The sequence below is a fragment of the Polaribacter marinivivus genome (assembly GCF_042651285.1).
Classification (GTDB): domain Bacteria; phylum Bacteroidota; class Bacteroidia; order Flavobacteriales; family Flavobacteriaceae; genus Polaribacter; species Polaribacter marinivivus.
In genome coordinates, this window is the sequence record NZ_JBHSCY010000002.1 from 627,794 (window position 1) to 645,574 (window position 17,781).

General features: G+C 28.2%; 17 protein-coding genes. 5 read left to right on the forward strand and 12 right to left on the reverse strand.

All coding sequences use genetic code 11. The features are described from left to right. Positions 1–4: 4 nt before the first annotated feature. From ACFOWD_RS11010 to pheT, 5 genes are all read right to left on the reverse strand, one after another. Positions 5–865, reverse strand: coding sequence for a hydroxymethylglutaryl-CoA lyase (locus tag ACFOWD_RS11010; RefSeq protein ID WP_377410535.1), 861 nt, complete (start codon positions 863–865; stop codon positions 5–7). Between the two features lie 107 nt (positions 866–972). Further along, entirely contained in the window at positions 973–2,541 is a 1,569-nt protein-coding gene (locus ACFOWD_RS11015; RefSeq protein ID WP_377410537.1) for a CHRD domain-containing protein, read from the reverse strand. Positions 2,542–2,632: 91 nt separating this feature from the next. Beyond that, positions 2,633–3,250 (reverse strand): LysE family translocator, encoded by a 618-nt coding sequence (locus ACFOWD_RS11020; protein WP_377410539.1) that lies wholly within the window; start codon positions 3,248–3,250, stop codon positions 2,633–2,635. 11 nt (positions 3,251–3,261) lie between these two features. Then, a complete protein-coding gene (locus tag ACFOWD_RS11025; protein ID WP_298992700.1) occupies positions 3,262–4,296 on the reverse strand; it encodes a quinone-dependent dihydroorotate dehydrogenase in 1,035 nt (344 codons plus the stop codon). Between the two features lie 47 nt (positions 4,297–4,343). Continuing rightward, on the reverse strand, positions 4,344–6,770 hold the full coding sequence (pheT, locus tag ACFOWD_RS11030) for a phenylalanine--tRNA ligase subunit beta (RefSeq protein ID WP_377410542.1): 2,427 nt from the start codon (positions 6,768–6,770) through the stop codon (positions 4,344–4,346). Positions 6,771–6,900: 130 nt separating this feature from the next. Between pheT and ACFOWD_RS11035 the strand changes: the two genes are divergently transcribed. Next, positions 6,901–8,121 (forward strand): TlpA family protein disulfide reductase, encoded by a 1,221-nt coding sequence (locus tag ACFOWD_RS11035; protein ID WP_377410544.1) that lies wholly within the window; start codon positions 6,901–6,903, stop codon positions 8,119–8,121. A gap of 37 nt (positions 8,122–8,158) precedes the next feature. Beyond that, a complete protein-coding gene (locus tag ACFOWD_RS11040; protein ID WP_377410546.1) occupies positions 8,159–10,159 on the forward strand; it encodes an LTA synthase family protein in 2,001 nt (666 codons plus the stop codon). Here the strand turns inward: ACFOWD_RS11040 and ACFOWD_RS11045 are convergent, their stop codons facing one another. Genes ACFOWD_RS11045 through ACFOWD_RS11065 form a run of 5 tightly spaced genes read right to left on the reverse strand, consistent with a single transcriptional unit; the run spans position 10,160 to position 14,149 of the window. Further along, positions 10,160–10,723, reverse strand: a complete 564-nt coding sequence (locus ACFOWD_RS11045; protein ID WP_377410548.1) for a phosphatase PAP2 family protein — start codon at positions 10,721–10,723, stop codon at positions 10,160–10,162. A gap of 1 nt (position 10,724) precedes the next feature. Beyond that, on the reverse strand, positions 10,725–11,882 hold the full coding sequence (locus tag ACFOWD_RS11050) for a peptidylprolyl isomerase (protein ID WP_377410549.1): 1,158 nt from the start codon (positions 11,880–11,882) through the stop codon (positions 10,725–10,727). After that, the gene (locus ACFOWD_RS11055) at positions 11,883–12,590 is read right to left on the reverse strand and encodes an FKBP-type peptidyl-prolyl cis-trans isomerase N-terminal domain-containing protein (RefSeq protein WP_377410551.1); all 708 of its coding nucleotides are present in this window, start codon (positions 12,588–12,590) and stop codon (positions 11,883–11,885) included. A 7-nt stretch (positions 12,591–12,597) separates the two neighbouring features. Then, entirely contained in the window at positions 12,598–13,131 is a 534-nt protein-coding gene (gene gldI, locus ACFOWD_RS11060) for a gliding motility-associated peptidyl-prolyl isomerase GldI (protein WP_377410553.1), read from the reverse strand. Then, positions 13,121–14,149 (reverse strand): DHH family phosphoesterase, encoded by a 1,029-nt coding sequence (locus ACFOWD_RS11065; protein ID WP_377410555.1) that lies wholly within the window; start codon positions 14,147–14,149, stop codon positions 13,121–13,123. Before ACFOWD_RS11065 ends, gldI begins: the two co-directional genes overlap by 11 nt. Positions 14,150–14,313: 164 nt before the next feature. Between ACFOWD_RS11065 and ACFOWD_RS11070 the strand changes: the two genes are divergently transcribed. Next, positions 14,314–14,733: a nucleoside-diphosphate kinase gene (locus ACFOWD_RS11070; protein WP_377410557.1), complete on the forward strand. Its 420-nt coding sequence runs from the start codon at positions 14,314–14,316 to the stop codon at positions 14,731–14,733. A 137-nt stretch (positions 14,734–14,870) separates the two neighbouring features. On the opposite strand, the gene ACFOWD_RS11075 is transcribed toward ACFOWD_RS11070, so the two are convergent. Together ACFOWD_RS11075 and recF are read right to left on the reverse strand one after the other, a co-directional pair. Further along, the gene (locus ACFOWD_RS11075) at positions 14,871–15,167 is read right to left on the reverse strand and encodes a DUF721 domain-containing protein (RefSeq protein WP_377410558.1); all 297 of its coding nucleotides are present in this window, start codon (positions 15,165–15,167) and stop codon (positions 14,871–14,873) included. Then, positions 15,167–16,246, reverse strand: coding sequence for a DNA replication/repair protein RecF (gene recF / locus ACFOWD_RS11080; RefSeq protein WP_377410560.1), 1,080 nt, complete (start codon positions 16,244–16,246; stop codon positions 15,167–15,169). Before recF ends, ACFOWD_RS11075 begins: the two co-directional genes overlap by 1 nt. A 114-nt stretch (positions 16,247–16,360) precedes the next feature. Between recF and ACFOWD_RS11085 the strand changes: the two genes are divergently transcribed. Further along, positions 16,361–17,131, forward strand: a complete 771-nt coding sequence (locus ACFOWD_RS11085) for a tetratricopeptide repeat protein (RefSeq protein WP_298992672.1) — start codon at positions 16,361–16,363, stop codon at positions 17,129–17,131. A 16-nt stretch (positions 17,132–17,147) separates the two neighbouring features. Further along, entirely contained in the window at positions 17,148–17,654 is a 507-nt protein-coding gene (gene ribH / locus ACFOWD_RS11090) for a 6,7-dimethyl-8-ribityllumazine synthase (RefSeq protein ID WP_377410562.1), read from the forward strand. Positions 17,655–17,781: the final 127 nt, after the last annotated feature.

Genomic DNA, 17,781 nt, shown 5'->3' on the forward strand with positions numbered 1-17,781 from the left:
TTATTTAATCATTAAAAACCTCTAAAGCTTTGTTATATGCACTTTCAAAGCTCATTGGTTTAATATTGGTATCTGCCTTTTGCGCAGTAAAATAGCTTACTAATTTCTCAGTTGGCATATTACCTGTTAGCTCATCTTTAGCCATTGGGCAACCTCCATAGCCTTTTATTGCTCCATCAAATCTATTGCAGCCAGCTTTATAAGCTGCATCTACTTTTTCATGCCATTTATCTGGAGTTGTATGCAAATGTGCACCAAATTCTATTTTTGGATATTTAGGAATTAAATTAGAAAATAAATAAGAAATTACATCTGGAGTAGAACTACCAATTGTATCTGAAAGAGATAAAATCTTTACCCCCATATTAGAAAGCTTCTCTGTCCACTCACCTACTATTTCTACATTCCAAGGGTCTCCATAAGGGTTTCCAAATCCCATAGATAAATATGCTACAACTTCTTTATTATGTTTGTCTGCAAGATTTAAAATATCATCTAGAGTTTTTATAGATTCTGCAATTGTTTTATGCGTATTACGCATTTGAAAATTTTCTGATATAGAAAAAGGATAACCTAAATAATCTATTTCTTTAAACTGTACAGCATCATTAGCTCCTCTAGTATTTGCTATTATAGCTAGTAATTTACTAGTAGTTTTAGTTAAATCTAACTTTGCTAAAACTTCAGCAGTATCTCTCATTTGAGGGATTGCTTTTGGCGAAACAAAGCTTCCAAAATCTATAGTATCAAAACCTACTTTAAGTAAAGAATTGATATATAATGCCTTTTTATCTGTAGAAATAAAATGCGATTTTATCCCTTGCATGGCATCTCTTGGACATTCTATGATTTTAACTTTTTTCATTAATTTCAAAGATAATTATTATAAATGGAATACATAAAAAAATAAATATTAGGCATAAAAAAAATCCCATCAAATTATGATGGGATTTTAAATTGATTTAAATTAAATTATATGTTAGAACCAATATTACCTTGAGCTACAATAGTACTTAATTGACTTGCACTTAAATGAACATTTATATACCCATTAAAGGTTAAAATTTCATCAAAAGTAATTGGTGTATTGTTGTCAAAAACTTCTACTTGAGTCATACTCATTCCTGTATTTCCATCAACTGGATTAAAAGAAAATGCGATTGGACCACCTGTTGCAGCATCATTTTCATGAATATGTGCAGGATGTGAACCATTTGCAGGTGTATTCATAATATTTAATACTGCTAAAGCAGAACCATCTACTCTTTTATAGAAAGTTGCTGTACCTGAAATACCTGCTACATCCTTTTCATTTAATGTATAAACTTTTTGATCTCCTGTTAAATCATTTCTCCCTATATCACCTTGAGCAACAATAGTACTTAATTGAGTTGCACTTAAATGTACATTAACATATGCGTCTAAACCAGCTATATCAGAATAAGTTAATGCTCCTCCATTATCATAAGTAGCAACATTTGTCATACTCATTCCTGTATTACCATCTACTGGATTAAAAGAAAATAAGATTCCTCCTCCTTCTGCTGCTGTATTTGCATGTATGTGTGCAGGATGTGAACCATTTGCTGGTGTATTAGACAACATGATTGTTGCTAATGACTCTCCATTTACTCTTTCTGAAAAAACAACATTACCTGAAATTCCTGGCACTGCTTTTTCTCCTAAATCATATGTTGTTGTATTTCCTGTTAAATCATTCTGACCAATATCTCCTTGTGCTACAATAGTTCCTAAATCATTAGCACTTAAATGCACATTAATGTAAGCATCTAAGTCTGTAATACTTGAAAAATTAAAAGGTGACCCATCATCAAAAGTTGAGATATTTGTGACACTTAATCCTGTGTTTCCGTCAACAGGAGTGAAAGATAATAGTATTCCTCCTCCTTCTGCAGCTGTATTTGCATGTATATGTGCTGGGTGTGATCCATTTGCTGGTGTATTTGCTAACATAATGGTTGCTAAAGTTTCTCCACTATTTCTTTCAGAAAAAGTAACACTACCTGAAATACCAGCAACAGCTTTTTCTCCTAAATCGTAAGTAATTGTGTTTCCTGTTAATACATTCTGTCCAATATCACCTTGTGCAACAATAGTTCCTAAATCATCTTCACTTAAATATACATTGATGTATCCATCAAAATTAATCATATTACTGTAACTTACAGGAGTTCCATCATCAAGAGTTGTAAAGGTTGTGACACTTTTTCCATTATTACCATCTACAGGATTAAAACTTAATGCTATAGCACCACCTTCTAAAGCAGAGTTAAAATGGATATGTGCAGGATGCACTCCATTTGCAGGTGTTCCAGATATGTCTAATACTACAGTAATTGATGCATCTTCGTTTTCTACAAATGTGGCTTTACCAGAAATACCAGCAACAGCTTTTTCATTTAAATCGAATACAGTTGTATTTCCATTTGGTACAGGTAAATTAAAATCTTCATCTTCATTACAACTTGTAACCAAGAATAAAGAGACGAATAATAAAATAAAGGGTTTAAAATTTTTCATGCTTTTTTGTTTAAGTTATATTAATCAAAATTAAACAAAATAAACGATGTCTTTTTTTATTTAAGAAACATTAACATATGTTTAGAACAAATTAAGAAATCATAATAAAACAAGAAATTCCAATAAATACTATTATTTGCATCCATTTTAGATAAATACCAATGTTTTTATTCTTTTCTATATATGAAGAGATCGTTCCTGCAAGTATTGCTATTGAAGAAAATATAAGTAGAGAGACAAACATGAATAAAAAACCTAAAATATAAAACTGTGCAACTTTAGATAAATTATCGCTAAACAAAAATCCAGGAAAGAAAGCTAAAAAAAAGATAGTTACCTTAGGATTTAGCACATTCATAATAAATCCTTGTTTAAATAATTCTTTTGTAGTTTTATGATCAGTTTTATCTTTCGAAAGAACAATTGAAGCATCTGCTTTAAAAACTTTATAAGCTAAATACAACAAGTAAAACGCACCAAATAATTTTATAATAAAAAATATAGTTTCTGATGCTGCTATTATTGAAGAAACCCCAAATGCTAATAATGTTGTGTGAACTAAACACCCAGATATTAATCCAAAAACAGTGGCTAATCCGTATTTTTTGCCATTTGCAATGCTCTGTGTTAAAACAAATATATTATCTGGACCAGGAGAAATAGCCAATACAGATGTAGCTAAAGCAAATGATATTAAGGTCTCTATCATTTAAAATTGTATTAACTATTTTTTAAAATAGCTTTATTAATTCTTTTTACTAAACTAGGACCTTCATAAATAAAACCAGTATAAATCTGCACTAAATCTGCACCTGCATTTAATTTTTCTAAAGCATCATTTTCTGAGTGTATACCTCCTACTCCTATAATAGGAAAAGATTTATTAGATTTATTTGCTAGGTATTGAATAACTTTTGTGCTTTTCTCCTTAATAGGTTGCCCACTTAAACCACCATTACCAATTTCAGCTAATCTTTCTTTAGAGGTCTTTAAATCTTCTCTAGAAACTGAAGTATTTGAAGCGATTACACCATCAATTTTTGTTTCAGCTACCAAATCTATAATTTCATCTAGTTGAGTATTATTTAAATCTGGTGCTATCTTTAGTAAAATTGGTTTTTGTATAGATTCCTTTTTGTTTAAATTTTGACATTCAGTTATTAACTCAACCAAATAATCTTTGTCATTTAATTTAGCATGGCTACTAACATTAGGACAACTTACATTTAACACGAAGTAATCTACATAAGGATGTAAAGCTTTAAAGCAAGTTAAATAATCTTCTGTATAATTTTCAGGTAAAGTCTGTGTGTTTTTACCAATATTACCTCCAATAATAACTTTTCCTTTATTCTTTTTTAATTGATGAATTGCTGCTTCTAAACCTTCATTATTAAAGCCCATTCTATTAATAATCCCTTTATCCTCTTGTAAACGAAACAAACGTTTCTTAGGGTTACCTTCTTGACCTTTAGGAGTTACAGTACCTATTTCTATAAAACCAAATCCGAAATTTGCTAATTCGTTATATAAAACTGCGTTTTTATCAAAACCTGCAGCTAATCCAACAGGATTTTTAAAAGTAATTCCAAATAGTGTACGCTCTAATCTTGGGTCATTTGTTTGATATAAACTTCTAAAAATATTAGGTATTAATGGAATTTTAGAGAAAAACTTAATTAATGAAAATGTAAAATGATGAATTTTTTCTGGATCGAAAAAGAAAAAGATGGGTCTTATTAAAGCTTTATACATATTAAGTGCAAATATAAAAAAAGCTCCTTAAAAAAGGAGCTTATAAATTATCTTAAAACAGCATCTAAATTCTTTTCAAAAGTTTGTTGTAACTTCTGCATAATTTTATCTATCTGTTTGTCTTCTAATGTTTTGTTTTCGTCTTGCAATAGAAAACTTACTGCATAAGACTTTTTACCTTCTGGTAAATTATCACCTTCATAAACGTCAAACAAATCAACCTCTTTTAATAAGTTTCTTTCAGATTGAAAAGCTAGGTTGTAAACTTCTTTAAAAGCTATATTATGATCAAGTAATAAAGCTAAATCTCTTTTTACAGAAGGAAATTTGGGTAATTCTGATACTTTTATCTTTTTGTTGCCTGAAAGATTATAAAGATTTTCTAAATTAAAATCTGCAAATAAAACTTCTTGTTTAATTCCAAATTCTTTTAGAATAGAACGTTTAACAACACCAAAATCTACTAGCTTAATTTTACCTAAACTTAATGTAATTCCTTCTGAAAAAATATCACTTTTTGAAGGTGAAGTTTTAATTTTACTGACGCCTACTCTTTGTAAAACTGTAGTAATAATTCCTTTTAAATAGAAGAAATCAGAAATTGAATTATTACTATTCCAACTTTCTTTTGCTCTATTACCAGTAACAAATAATGTTAGGTGTTTATCTTCTTGATATTTGTCATTAAACTTATGATATGTTTTACCAAATTCAAAAAATTTTAATGAATTATTTTTTCTGTTTATATTGTATGAAATAGATTCTAAACCACTGAATAATAATGATTGACGCATTACACCTAAATCATTACTTAAAGGGTTTAACATTACTACATTTGCATCTTCTTTTATGTTTTCTGATAAGTTTATATAATCAGATTTTGTTAAAGAATTTGCCATAGTTTCATTAAAACCTAAAGCACTTAAATGATTTGCAATAATGTTTTCTACTTTAGTATTTGTATCTGAATTAAATGTTATAGAAGTATTTAATTTATTTGAAAACTCGATATTATTATACCCAAAGACTCTTAAAATTTCTTCTATAATATCAGCCTCTCTTTGAACGTCTGTTCTGTAAGATGGAATTGTTAAGCCTAAACCACCTTCAGTTTCGCTGTTAATTTTAATTTCTAGAGAAGCTAAAATATTTTTTATAGTGTCTTTTGGTATTTCTTGACCAATTAATCTGTAAGCATTTTCATAAGATAAGAAAACTTGAAAATCTTCTATTTTAACTGGGTAAAAATCAGAAACATCAGAAGCTAATTTACCATCTGCATATTCTTCAATTAATAAAGCTGCTCTTTTTAATGCATATTCAGTCATATTAATATCTATGCCTCTTTCAAAACGAAATGATGCATCTGTATTTAATCCATGACGTTTTGCAGTTTTTCTAACAGAAACAGGATTAAAATAAGCACTTTCTAAAAAAATTGAAGTAGTATTTTCTGTAACTCCAGAATTTAATCCTCCAAAAACTCCTGCAATACAAAGAGGATTAGAATCTGCGTCACAAATCATAATATCTTCTGAAGATAACGTTCTTTCAACTTCATCTAATGTTGTAAACTTAGTCCCTTCTTTTAAAGTCTTTACTTTAATTTTATTACCCTTAACTTTCTGAGCATCAAAAGCATGTAATGGCTGACCTAATTCATGCAAAACATAATTTGTAATATCTACAACATTATTTTTTGGAGTTATACCAATAGCTTTTAATCGATTTTGTATCCATTCAGGAGAATCCTTAATAGTAACATCTGTAATTGTGATTCCACAATAACGTGGAGCCAAATCTTTATCTTCTACTTCTACATCAAAACGTAAGGTTCTTTCATCAACATGAAAATCACTTACAGAAGGAGATATTAATTCCTTTTTTACATCTTGTTGAATTAATCCTGCTCTTAAATCTCTTGCAACTCCATAATGGCTCATTGCATCAGATCTATTAGGAGTTAACCCAATTTCAAAAACATAATCTGTTTCTATATTAAAAACCTCTGAAGCAGGTGTGCCAGGTTTTAACTTATTATCAAGAATCATAATTCCATCATGACTTTTACCTAAACCTAACTCGTCTTCAGCGCAAATCATTCCATGGCTTTCTTCTCCTCTAATTTTTCCTTTTTTAATTTTAAAACCTTCTCCTTTTTCATCATAAAGCATAGTACCAACAGTTGCTACAGGTACTTTTTGACCAGCTGCTACATTTGGAGCTCCACAAACAATTTGCACAGGTTTTTCATCTCCTAGATTTACAGTGGTTAATTTTAATCTATCTGCATTTGGGTGTTGTATACAATTAAGTACTTCACCAACAACAACACCTTTTAAACTCCCTTTTATAGATTCCTTAGTTTCTATACCTTCAACTTCTAAACCTAAATCTGTTAATAGCTCACCAGTTTTGGTAGCTTCCCAATCTATTTTTAAAAATTGTTGTAACCAGTTGTAAGAAATTTTCATATTCTTTTTTAAAATTTTCAGCGGCTAAATTAACCATTTTAAAGGATTTTATAAACTAATTTAATAACTAATTCATAAAAAAAGATTCCACTATTTATTGTAAATTTGAGCTCAATTTAAAGATTTTTATATGAGATATTTTTTATTACTTTTTTCTTTATTTTTTATTTTCTCTTGTAATAAAGAAGTAGCATCAAAAATAGAAACTGGTACATTTAGAGGAGTTTTAAAAGCAAAAGACAATCAGAATATCCCTTTTGTGTTTGAAGTTATAAATGATACTTTAATTCATATTAAAAATGGCGAAGAAACTATTGAAGTAACTAATATTAGTTACAAGGAAGACTCTATTCGAATGCAAACACCTGTTTTTGAGGGATATATTAAAGCAAAAATAATTGATAAAAAATTTGAAAATGGTAACTTTATAAATCCTAGTTTTAACAGAATTGTATCATATACAACAATAAACTCAGCTGAAAGATTTGATACTAAAAATAAACCAACTGTAAATATTACTGGAAAATGGGAAACAGTTTTTAGTAAACAAAATGATAAAAATAAATATTTAGCCAGTGGAATATTTAAACAAGAAGGAAAAATAGCAACTGGGACTTTTATTACAAAAACAGGAGATTACCGTTATTTAGAAGGTGTAGTTGATGGAGATTCTTTAAAATTATCTGTTTATGATGGTATTCATGTGTTTTTATTTAAAGCTAAAGCTACTGATTCGACTTTAAACGGAATGTTTTATTCTGGAAATCACTGGAAAGAACCTTTTGAAGCTAAACTAAATAATGATTATGAACTAGAAATAGATGAAAATATCACTTTCATTAAAGAGGATTATAATGAGTTTTATTTTTCATTTCCAGATCACAAAGGAAGATTAGTAGAAAGTACTGATACAGAATTTAATAATAAAGTTGTTATAGCTCAAATAATGGGTTCTTGGTGCCCAAATTCTTTAGATGAAACTAAATTTTTAGTAAATTATTTAAAAGAAAATCCGAATGACAAAATTAAAGTGGTTTCATTAGATATCGAAATTGCTAAATCTAGAGAAACATCTATAAATAATATTAGTAGATTGATAGAAGAGGTTGAAATTCCTTATCCTGTTTTATTAGCGCAATTTGGAAGAGGAGGAAGTAAAAAGGCTGTTTTAGAGAAATTCCCAATGTTAAATAAGTTTAATGCATATCCTACTTTACTAATAATTGACAAAAACAAAAAGGTAAGAAAGATATACCCAAGTTTTAATGGACCTGCAACAGGAAAAAAATTCACTAATTTTAAAGAAGATTTCAATAAGGTTGTCAATCAATTAGTCTCTGAAATTGAATAAAGTATTTAAACTTTAAAACAGTATATAAGAATTAAATATGTTTTCAAAAATACCAAATTACATAAAATTTCTATTCACAAATTTTATAGTATTAATCTTATTCAATTATATTTTTAGAGTACTGTTTTTTTATTTATTTGCTGAGTTAGAGACAGCTACATCAAAAGAAATACAAAACTCTTTTTTACTAGGCTTACGTTTTGATATTAAACTAGCTTCATTAATAATGTTTCCTTTAGTACTATTGGTTTTAATTACAAATTATAAATTCTTTAAAAAACCTGTTTATCATAAAATTACGCTTTTATATTTACCCTTAGTTTATCTTGTTTTAACCTTATTTTATTTATTTGATTTTGGTTATTACAGCTACTTATCTGTAAGGTTAGATGCTGCTTCTTTACGTTTTTTAGAAGATTTAAAAATTTCTACGCAAGTTTTATGGGAAAGTTACCCTATTGTAAAAGGGTTAATTGGTTTACTTTTCTTAACATTTTTGATTAGAAAACTAGCTAATTTTATTTATAAATCTCATTCTAACCAAATAAATCATATTTCAAATAAAATAAAAGCGCTTTATTTTATAGCTACTTTTTTACTATTTGCTTTTAGTATTTACAATAGTTTTACTCACTATCCATTAAGGTGGAGTGAGGCTTTCTTTTCTAAAAACAACAAGGTAAATCAGTTTGCTTTAAACCCAATACTTTATTTTTTTGATTCTTTTGCTTTTAGAACAGAGTCAGTAAATATGGAAGAATTTAAAAAATACTATCCTGTTATTGCTAAAGATTTAAACTTACCAAAAGATAGCATTTCATTTGAAAGAAAAGTAGTTTTTAATGATAGTGTAAAGCTTAAACAAAAACCAAATGTTGTTTTTGTAATGTTAGAATCTGTTGGTGTAAAGCCTATGAGTTTTTATGGAAACCCTATAAAATCTACTCCAAAAATGGATTCAATAATTCCAAATAGTTTACATTTTTCTAACTTTTTTGTTCATAAATCTGGAACAGCAGCAAGTGTGTTTGCAAGTGTTACAGGATTACCAGATATAGATGACGTTAATACAGCTTCTAGAAATCCAATGATTATAGATCAACGTATTTTATTTGATCAGTTTAATGGCTATGAAAAACTTTATTTTTTAGGAGGAAGTGCAAACTGGGCTAATATTAGAGGTATTTTTCAAGCCAATATAAAAGGATTAAAAATATTTGAAGAAGGAAGTTATGATACAGAAAACAGAGCTGATGTTTGGGGAATAGATGATTACGAATTATTTAAAGAATCTGATAAAGAGCTTAAAAGACTTCATCAAAAAAACAAACCTTTTGTGGCTTACATTCAAACAGCTTCTAATCATATGCCATTTACAGTGCCTGATAAAAAAGAAAGCTTCACTCCTATTCAAGAGACAGAAATTTCTAAAGATTTGTTAGAAAAATCTGGTTTTAAATCTGTTGCACAATTAAATGCATTACGTTACTTAGATTTTAATGTTGGTAAATTTTTAGATAGAGCTAAAGCATCTGGTTATTATGAAAATACAGTTTTTGTCTTTTTTGGAGATCATAATACTATGATGAATAGAAGTAGTAATTATACAAATGAACATGATTTAAACATTAATTTACAACATGTTCCTTTTTTTATACATGCTCCTAAATACACTGAAAATAAAGAAGTTATCTATAATGGAAAGTTAATAGACATGTTTCCAACAGTTATGAGTTTATTAAAAATGAATTACACCAATTACACTTTAGGAAGAGATTTATTAGACTCTATTAATTATAAAAACCCAACCTCTTTTGTTTACTTACGTATGCAAGGCGAACCTACAGTTGGTCTACTTAAAGATAGTTTATACTACTCTAAAACAAACGTAACCAACACCACAGGTTTATATAATTTAAAAAGCGATAAACTAGAGGATATTAGCAAATTATTACCTAAAGAAAAAATGAAAATGGATAGTTTGTTAAATGCTTATTATCATTCAACTAAATACTTATATTTTAACAATAAAAAGTAATTAAGCAAGCGACTTTTTATCAAGCTTTTTATATAGCATAAAATATAGGTTTCCAAATAGAGTTCCTATGGAAATTCCTACAAAAATATCAATTGGAAAATGTACTCCTAAGTACAATCTAGAATAAGAAAAAAGTATTGGAAAAATTAACATCAAATAAATATATTTCTTAAACTTTTCTCTTAAAAGTAAAATTACATAAACTGTAAAAAAGGTTGATGTTGTAGCATGACCAGACATAAAACTATAACTCTGAGGATTTATAAGAGTTCTTAATGAATCCATGATTTCTGGATCATTATTTGGTCTTAAACGTTCTACAGAGTTTTTGATGAGATTTGTAAATTGGTCTGAAAAGGCAACTAAAACAATCATTGATAATATCATAAATCCTCCTCTTTTCCATCCAAAGGATTTAATTACCAAATAAAAAATTAAAATGAACAATGGAGCCCAGTACAATTGGTTTGTTATAAATAACCAAAATGGATCCCATTGTTCAGTTCCTAAATTATTTAGAAAAATTAGTAACTCTTTGTCTTTTTGTATTATGGTTTCAAACAAATTATTTACCTATTTCTAAAATTTCAATATCAAAAACTAAATCAGATTTTGCAGGAAAAGGTCCGTATTTAGCTTCTCCAAATCCAATGTAATAAGGTATAAACAATCTGGCTTTTTCACCTTCTCTCATCATAGCTGCACCTTCTTTAAAACCTGTAATCATAGGTCTTTTTTCATCATCTATCTGAAAAACAAATGGCTGACCACTATCTTCTGTAGATTGTATTTTTTTACCATCTGCTGTATATAAAGTAAAGTGTGCTTTTATTGGCTTATTACTTGGCACTTTTTTACCTTTTGCATTTTCTTTTAGAATTAAGAAACGTAAACCAGAATCAGACTTTGTAGCTTTAGGCTCATCCATTTTCTTTAAAAATGCAGCCTTATCTTCTAAGTATTTAGAATATCTAGCCTCTTCAGCTTTAATTTCATTTTTCTTTCTTTCTTCAGTAGATGCATTAAATTTTATTATTTCTGCATTAAAAACTTCTTCTGCATCATAATCATTTGCATCACTACCAATTCTAATAATTTTAATAGCTTCAATAGTATCTTTCTGTTTTATGGCATTTACATTAACCATTCTTAATGAATCTATTGCTTTTATTAGTTTAGTTGAATCTTTAAAAGATTTTTTTAATTCTTTTAATTGATTAGAATTAATAATTGTTTTACCAAAAACAGAATGTTTACCATCTAAATGAGGGATATCTCTGTGAGTAATAAAAAACTGACTTCCATTTGCATCTGGTCCAGGATTGGCCATTGATAATACTCCAGCATCATCATGTGCATAAAGTAAATTGCCATTTTCATCTTTTGGAAATTCGTCTCCAAAAAGATAACCTGGTCCTCCTCTACCATTAGCTAAAGGATCTCCTCCTTGAATTATAAAATTATCTACAACTCTATGAAAAGTTAAGCCATCGAAATAATTTTTTCCTTTTAGAGAATCTGTTACTCTAGAACTTGTTCCCTCAGCTAAAGAAACAAAACTAGATACTGTCATTGGCACATCTTTATAATACAATTCTAAAAGAATATCTCCCTTTTTTGTTTGTATTTCAGCATATAAACCTTCAGGTAAATTTTTATATTTCTCTGGAGTACAACTAATTAAAGTAAATGCAAAAACTAAAAAATAAACTAATTTCTTCATCTAGTCGTTTGTAATTTCTAATAACTCAATTTCAAAAACTAAAGGAGAATAAGGCTTAATTAATTGACCCCTTTGTTGAAAACCATAAGCTAATTCTTGAGGAATAAAAACTTTGTGTTTTCCACCAACTTTAATATTTAATAAAGCTTCATTAAAACCTGGTACAAATACATTTGCTTTAGAAACATAAGGCTTATTTCTTCTAATAGTACTATCAAAAACGTCTCCATTAATAGTAGTACCATGATAATTTATTTTAATAGTATCTGTAGGTTGTGGTTTTCTGCCTGTCCCTTCTTTTAAAACAATATATTGTAATCCACTCTCAGTAGTTATTACACCTTCTTTAGTTTTATTTTCTGCTAAAAACTTCTCTCCAGCTTTTTTATTTTCGCTAAAATTTTTAGCTGCCATTTCTTTTTGCTTTTCCATTTGTTGTTTTTGGAAAAAAGTTCTTAAAAACATTCCTAAATCTTTTTGGTCAATTAACATGTTAGTAGAATCCATTGTGTTTCTATACCCTTGTAGAAACATATCTGTATTAGCTTCTTTAAAGTTTTGTTTTACTTTAATAGCCATATCCATTCCTAAAGCATAACTAGCAGAATCTATTTCTGTTTCTAAAACCTTTACATCTGCTTTTTGATTTGCACATGAAAACGCAGTACTAATTAAAATTGCTACTACTAAACTTTTTAATATTCTCATTTTAAATTTATTTTATATTTATTAATGTTACTGTACTTTTTATTGATTGATTTATTCCTATTTTATTTCCATCTCCAGTAATACCAAAAGCACTGTATGATGGAATTACAAAGGTAATAGTTTCTCCTACTTTCATCAACTTTATTCCTTTTTGTAAACCAGTTATAAAGTCTTCTTTATCTACAATGTAGTTTTTTACACCTAATTCGTCTTTGGAATAAATATTAATGTCCTCTAAATCTTTAATATCATAAGAAAACTCAACTTCATCTCCACTATTTGGGGTTGGTAAATTTTCTGCAATCTTATTTTCATATGTATACCAAAATCCATTTGAAGATTGAATATAGGTTTTGGTAGAATCATTTTTTATTAAATCTAAAATCTTTTGTTCTTCAATTTGATTTAACTTTTTAAGCTCTTGTGCTGTATTGCTCTCAAAAATAGTTGTAGAAGGTTTTGGATTTATAGGTCTTCTTGGCTGAACCTTAGCACAACTTATAAAAAAAACTAAACTTAAAAGCAAACAACTATTCTTCATAAGATGATTCTAATTCTGATTTATATTGAGGTAATAGACTAGTAAATTTAGTTACTGTTTTTGCCATATCTAAGTCAGATTTACCTCCTGCAGCATTATCATGTCCTCCCCCACTAAAATGATTTCTTGCAAACTGATTTACAGAAAATTCACCTTTAGAACGAAAAGAAATTTTAATAATTTCTTGATCTGAATCTTCTATAAAAATAGCAGCAAAAATAATTCCTTTTAAAGATAGTGCATAATTTACAACACCTTCTGTGTCTCCTTTTTGAAAATCAAATCTTTTCTTTTCTTCTGAAGTTAAAGTAATATAAGCTGTTTTATAAGATGGCAATATTTGTAAATTACTTAAAGCTTGTCCTAAAAGAAGTAATCTATTGTATGAATTTGCATCATAAACATTGTTATGAATTCTATCATTTTCTGCTCCTTTATCTATTAAATCAGCAATAATTCTATGAGTAGCACTTGTGGTTGACCTAAATCGAAAAGAGCCTGTATCTGTCATTATTCCTGTATATAAACAAGTGGCAATATCAGCATCTATTAACTCTAAATCATTATTCATTTCTATAAACTGATATACCATTTGACATGTAGAACAAATAGAAGTATCAGAATACATATAGGTTACATCATCTGGTTGTTGATGATGATCTATCATAGCAAAATCATTCTTGTAATTTTCTAAAGTTTTTTGCATATCAGAACCTACTCTATGTAAAGCATTAAAGTCTAATAAGAAAATAATATCAGAATTTTGAATAGCTTTTTGCGATTGATTATTTTGCCAATCGAACCTGTAAGTAGAATCCGATCCTGGTAACCAATGCAAAAAGTCTGGATACTCATTAGGCACAACTACTGTACAATTGTGGCCTTTTTTTTCTAAATAAAACTTAAGCGCAAGTGTAGAGCCCATAGCATCTCCATCAGGATTTCTATGGCCAACAATTACAATATTTTTAGGCGTTGTTAAAAAAGCTTTTAGCTCTGTAAATCCCTTTAAAATCATAAGTTGCGAATATACAATTTAATACCATTTTGTAAAATATATTTACTTATACATTTGTTAAAATCAACAAAAAATCTGTTTTATAAACTCAAAATAATGTAGTGTATCCTTAACTTGTTATTAACATTAAAAAATGTACTTTTGCACAAATTTTAAAAATAAAAATGGCAACAAATAGAACATTTACCATGATTAAGCCTGATGCTGTAGAAAACGGACATACAGGAGCTATATTAGAAAAGATTAATGCTGCAGGTTTTAGAATTGTAGCAATGAAAAAGACACAGATGACTAAAAATGATGCAGAGACTTTTTATGCAGTTCATAGTGAGCGTCCTTTCTTTGGAGAATTAGTTGAATTTATGACAAGAGGTCCAATTGTAGCTGCAATCTTAGAAAAAGATAATGCTGTAGAAGATTTTAGAACTTTAATTGGCGCTACTAACCCAGCTGATGCTGCAGAAGGAACTATTAGAAAACTTTATGCAACTTCTATGGGAGAAAATGCTGTACATGGTTCTGATTCTGATGAAAATGCTGCTATTGAAGGTAATTTTCACTTTTCTGGTAGAGAACAGTTTTAGTCTAAAGACTTTATAGATATATTAAACTCGTAGAGTAATCTGCGAGTTTTTTTATTGATATTTACCCTAAAAAAAACATCTAACAACTATATAAATACTTTTCTACTAATAGTTATTATAATAGAGAAATAACAAAATCAAACCAACATTAATTTAGAAATTACTTGTTCTCCTAATTCTTCATTAAGCATTTTAATAATTTTTTCTTTACCATAACTTAATTCTTCTCTTAAAACAGAAGAAGATAATTGAACAACTAAAGTTTTATTTTGCAACCTTACAGATGTGGTATAATTTACTACACCCTTACCCATTAAAGCATTCCAGGCTTCTTCTACTTTAAGTTTTTGCATGCCTTTACTTAAGTTATTCTCTTTTATAAAAGATTTCATTAAGTCTTGTATAGAGTAAGATTCGTTTTCTCTTTTTGCCATTACAATTTAAATATTTGATATTCAGTACCAGTTTCTCTAACTATAGATTCTGTTCTATCAGAATGTGTATCTGTTATAAATATCTGTCCAAATTCATCGTTATTTACTAAACTTACAATTTGAGAAACTCTGTTTTCATCTAACTTATCAAAAATATCATCTAATAATAATATTGGTGTTAATCCAGATTGTTTTTTTATAAACTCAAACTGAGCCAATTTTAAAGCAATTAAATAAGATTTTTGCTGACCTTGTGAACCAAACTTTTTTATAGGATACTCTCCTATTTCAAAGCTTAAATCATCTTTATGAATTCCTGTTGTAGAATATTGTAAAATTTTATCTTTTTCAACAGAAGAATCTAACAAATCTCTCATACTTTTAGAGAGTAGCTGGCTTTTGTAAATTAAATTAACACTTTCAAAATCACTTGATATTAATTTATATTTTTCATTAAAAATAGGAATAAACTCTTTTAAAAACTGCTTTCTAACATCAAATATTTTATTCCCAAGTTCTATCATCTGAGCATTATAAACCTCCAAATTTAAAGCATCAAAAGTTCTGTTTGCTGCAAAATATTTTAACAATGCATTTCTTTGACTTACCACTTTATTATAAGCCATTACATCTTTTAAGTACTGTTTATTTTGTTGAGAAATAACAGTATCCATAAATTTTCTACGAGTGTCACTTCCTTCAATAACTAAGTCTCTATCTGCTGGAGAAATTATAACCAAAGGTATCTGACCTATATGTTCAGAAAACTTTTCGTAGTTTTTTCCATTTCTTTTTAAAACTTTTTTCTGGCCTTTTTTTAAACTACAGATAATAACTTCATTTCTGTCTTTTATTTCATAAGCACCTTCTATCATAAAAAAAGATTCTCCATGCCTAATATTCTGTATAGCTACAGAATTAAAGTAACTTTTAGTAAAAGACAAATAATAAATTGCATCTAATATATTTGTTTTACCTACACCATTATTACCTACAAAACAATTAATTTTTTGCTGAAAATCAAATGATTGTGATTCAATATTTTTAAAATTTACTATAGATAATCTTTTTAAATACATCAATAAATGTGGAGTTTAATACTAGTGTGCAAATTATCGAAATTTTTACAAAATAAGCCCTTTTAAAATCCAATTAAAAAAACTATTTTTGTCGCCACTAATTTTTAAGGAAATATGGCAACATACAAGAAGAGAGGATACAAACCAAAGAATAAAAAAGAAGAACTAGCTCAAGATATGGACAGTACAACAGCTGAAGTATTTAATACTTTAGATGAAACTGCTTCTAAATCTGAACAATGGATAGAAAAAAATAGCAAACCATTATTTTATGGTTTAGTTGGTCTTGTTGTTATTTTCTTAGTTTTCTTAGGATATAACAAATACATTGTAGAACCTAATGAATTAGAAGCTTCTAATGAGTTAGCTTTTCCAAGAAAATATTTTGATGAAGCTTCAACTGCAGGTTCGTCTAATATAGATTCTCTTTTAACTTTAGGTTTAGAAGGTGCAGATGGTAATTATGGTTTTGTTGATATTGCTGAATCTTACAGTGGTACTGATGCAGGAAATTTAGCAAATTACTATGCAGGAGTTTCTTACTTACAATTAAAAAAATACGATAAAGCTATAGAGTATTTAAGCAAATTTAATTCGGATGATGAAATGTTAGGTCCTGTAGCTTTAGGCGCTATTGGTGATGCTTTTTCTGATATCGATCAACAAGAAGATGCTTTAGATTACTACGAAAAAGCTGCTAATAAAAAAGATAATGAGTTTACAACTCCTCTATTTTTATACAAAGCTGGTCAAACAGCAATGTTATTAAAAGATTACAGTAAAGCTGAATCTTTATTTACAAGAATTAAAGATAATTATCCTAATTCTGATCAAGGTAACAACATAGATAAATTTATAAATGCTGCTAAGTATGCAGCTAACTAAAAGCTAATTAGTAAAGATGGCTACAACAAATTTATCTTATTATGATAAAGCTACAATCCCAAATGCGAAACCTTTTCGATTTGGGATTGTTGTTTCTGAATGGAATCCAGAGATTACACAAAACTTACACAAAGGCGCAATTGATACTTTAATTGATTGTGGTACAGAAAAAAATAACATTATTTCTTGGGATGTTCCTGGAAGTTTTGAGTTAGTGTATGGTTGTAAAAAAATGATTCTATCTGAAAAAGTAGATGCCATTATAGCTATTGGTAATGTAATACAAGGTGAAACAAAGCATTTCGATTTTGTTTGCGAAGGTGTTACTCAAGGTATTATCGACTTAAATGTAAAGTATGATGTACCCATTATCTTCTGTGTATTAACAGATAATACCAAACAACAATCTCTAGATAGATCTGGAGGTAAATTAGGTAACAAAGGTATTGAGTGTGCTGTTGCTGCTGTAAAAATGGCTGCTTTAAAACACATAGACAGCCCTAAAGAAAGTATAGGTTTCTAAATTACTTTTTAAACACTTTATTTTAAGAATTCTTTTAGCATCAATCTTTGATGTATTCCTTTTAATTCTTTAAATTTGACTTACTTTATATTGGTATAATATTTGATTTCTCATGATCATTATTTAT

Excerpts from the sequence above, each read along its gene's own strand:
- ACFOWD_RS11065 (WP_377410555.1), bottom strand. The coding sequence starts at position 14,149 with ATGATTTTAAAGGGATTTACAGAGCTAAAAGCTTTTTTAACAACGCCT.
- ACFOWD_RS11050 (WP_377410549.1), bottom strand. The coding sequence starts at position 11,882 with ATGAAGAAATTAGTTTATTTTTTAGTTTTTGCATTTACTTTAATTAGT.
- recF (WP_377410560.1), bottom strand. The coding sequence starts at position 16,246 with ATGTATTTAAAAAGATTATCTATAGTAAATTTTAAAAATATTGAATCA.
- gldI (WP_377410553.1), bottom strand. The coding sequence starts at position 13,131 with ATGAAGAATAGTTGTTTGCTTTTAAGTTTAGTTTTTTTTATAAGTTGT.
- ACFOWD_RS11055 (WP_377410551.1), bottom strand. The coding sequence starts at position 12,590 with ATGAGAATATTAAAAAGTTTAGTAGTAGCAATTTTAATTAGTACTGCG.
- ACFOWD_RS11070 (WP_377410557.1), top strand. The coding sequence starts at position 14,314 with ATGGCAACAAATAGAACATTTACCATGATTAAGCCTGATGCTGTAGAA.
- ACFOWD_RS11025 (WP_298992700.1), bottom strand. The coding sequence starts at position 4,296 with ATGTATAAAGCTTTAATAAGACCCATCTTTTTCTTTTTCGATCCAGAA.
- ACFOWD_RS11020 (WP_377410539.1), bottom strand. The coding sequence starts at position 3,250 with ATGATAGAGACCTTAATATCATTTGCTTTAGCTACATCTGTATTGGCT.
- ACFOWD_RS11010 (WP_377410535.1), bottom strand. The coding sequence starts at position 865 with ATGAAAAAAGTTAAAATCATAGAATGTCCAAGAGATGCCATGCAAGGG.
- ribH (WP_377410562.1), top strand. The coding sequence starts at position 17,148 with ATGGCTACAACAAATTTATCTTATTATGATAAAGCTACAATCCCAAAT.
- ACFOWD_RS11075 (WP_377410558.1), bottom strand. The coding sequence starts at position 15,167 with ATGGCAAAAAGAGAAAACGAATCTTACTCTATACAAGACTTAATGAAA.
- ACFOWD_RS11085 (WP_298992672.1), top strand. The coding sequence starts at position 16,361 with ATGGCAACATACAAGAAGAGAGGATACAAACCAAAGAATAAAAAAGAA.
- pheT (WP_377410542.1), bottom strand. The coding sequence starts at position 6,770 with ATGAAAATTTCTTACAACTGGTTACAACAATTTTTAAAAATAGATTGG.
- ACFOWD_RS11015 (WP_377410537.1), bottom strand. The coding sequence starts at position 2,541 with ATGAAAAATTTTAAACCCTTTATTTTATTATTCGTCTCTTTATTCTTG.
- ACFOWD_RS11040 (WP_377410546.1), top strand. The coding sequence starts at position 8,159 with ATGTTTTCAAAAATACCAAATTACATAAAATTTCTATTCACAAATTTT.
- ACFOWD_RS11035 (WP_377410544.1), top strand. The coding sequence starts at position 6,901 with ATGAGATATTTTTTATTACTTTTTTCTTTATTTTTTATTTTCTCTTGT.